A 2,115-nucleotide genomic window follows, 5' to 3' on the forward strand; every position below is an offset into this window, starting at 1 on the left:
GCTATCGGCCAAAAGCAGACTGTCGCGATGCTAGCACAAAGCTAAATATCGCAGCATTGACGGCAATTCTTTCGGCAGCCAAGAAGGCGGAAGGCAGCTTTGAGTCGACTTCTAATGTAGACTAGAAAACGATAATCGACCAAAAGAAAGATTTTCCCGAAGCATGATTTATTTTTCATTTGAAAATAACGCGGTGTTTACTTGCCCTCAATCATTGATCGAATGCGTTGGGCAATTGTCTCTAATGCGAATGGTTTAGTTAATACGGCCATGCCTGTTCCTAAATGTCCGTTACTCAGGATCGAATTTTCAGCATAGCCAGTAATGAAAAGGACTTTGAGATCTGGGCGAGAAACCCGAGCCGCGTCAGCCATTTGTCGACCGTTCATCCCGCCTGGTAGTCCTACATCAGTGATAAGTAGATCGATTCGACTGTCTTTTTGAAGAATTTTCAGTCCCTCTTCACTGTCACCCGCTTCAATTGCTACATAACCTAATTGCTCTAACACATCACTCAACAGCATGCGGATTGTTGGCTCATCATCTACGATCAATACTATTTCGTGTTGCTCTGACCTTGGCATCGGAACCGGAATTTGATCTAGCGTGGCTTCATCAACTAGTCCTTGATGGCGAGGCAAGTAAATGCATACAGTCGATCCATGACCAACCTCAGAATAAATACGCACTTGACCACCAGATTGTTGTGCAAAACCGTAAATCATCGAAAGCCCAAGTCCAGTCCCCTCTCCAAGTGGTTTAGTTGTGAAAAATGGTTCAAATGCTCTAGCGATAACTTCAGGTGACATCCCTATGCCAGAGTCAGTAACACAAAGCGATAAATACTGGCCTTTGTCGATATGATGCAAAACAGATGCAGACTCATCCAGAAATTTATTCGACGTTTCGATCATGATCTTGCCGCCATCAGGCATCGCATCACGTGCATTAATACATAAATTTAATAGAGCATTCTCAAGCTGTGAGACATCGACAAAAGCGGTCCATAGCCCAGAAGCGCCTACCACCTCCACCTGGATAGATGGTCCCACGGTGCGCTGAATGAGATCCTGCATGTCCAACGCTAGCCGGTTTACATTTGTCGGTTTCGGCTCAAGAGTTTGCTGGCGAGAAAAAGCTAGTAACCGGTGAGTCAATGCAGCAGCACGTTTTGCAGCTCCTTGCGCTGCATCTGAATAACGCTCAATACTTTGATAACGCCCTTGTTGAATGTTCGACTTAATCATCTCAAGTGAACCAGAAATACCAGTAAGAAGATTGTTAAAGTCATGAGCAAGGCCGCCAGTAAGCTGACCTACAGCTTCCATTTTCTGTGACTGACGCAATGCAACTTCAACCTTAGCTCGCTCTTCTAGTGCAATAGAAATACGATGCTCTAAAGTATCATTCATTTCCCGAATGCGTGCTTCGCTCTCTCTAAGCTCGGTGATCGCTCTATTGCGCTCAGCTTCGAGACCACGACGATCATTTATGTCGATAACGATTCCAGGAAAGCTAACTGGGATACCGTTGGCATCGTAATCTACGCGACCATGGGCTTCAACCCAATAGTATTTATTATCGCTGCGTTTAATTCTGTAATGATGGACGTATGCACCTCCGCGCCCTACTGCTTCAGCAATCGCAGCGTCTAATCCTGGCCGGTCTTCAGGATGCAAGTTAACTAGCACTTCGTCGATCGGATGTCCTACATGCGCGAGCATCGGACTTAGTCCAAAGACGTAAGCAAATCCTTCATCAAAGATAAATATATCGTTTGCGGGATGCCAGTTCCAAGTGCCTACGATAGCGCCTGCTTCTAGTGCAATTTGTACACGCTCAATTTTCTCTCTTGTTTCGACTTCGCTTGCACGTAGTGCTAAAAGATCGCTCAAGTCACTTCGAAGTCTGCTATTTTCGATGCGAAGCGACTCTGCGTCTTGCAGAGCATCCTGGTGTTGTAGATGAGGTTGTGACATTGTTTCAATAGAGAAATTTTCAGGAATCGCAGCAGTTTTTGGTGATGTTTCCTCATCATACTTAGACATCAGGCGAATAGCTAACATCATTAAGTTCGAAGTGCCGAAAAAATTCGCAACGACCGCTTTGGGTCGA

The 2,115-nt window shown here is 45.3% G+C and carries 1 protein-coding gene; it reads right to left on the reverse strand.

Going from position 1 to position 2,115, the window contains the following annotated elements:
- Positions 1-197: 197 nt before the first annotated feature.
- Positions 198-2,115, reverse strand: a 1,918-nt coding sequence (locus tag FVD38_RS26250; RefSeq protein WP_147937487.1) for a PAS domain-containing hybrid sensor histidine kinase/response regulator family protein, incomplete at its 5' end; no start/stop codon positions are given.

Source organism: Massilia arenae (assembly GCF_008014745.1).
Classification (GTDB): Bacteria; Pseudomonadota; Gammaproteobacteria; order Burkholderiales; family Burkholderiaceae_D; genus Telluria; species Telluria arenae.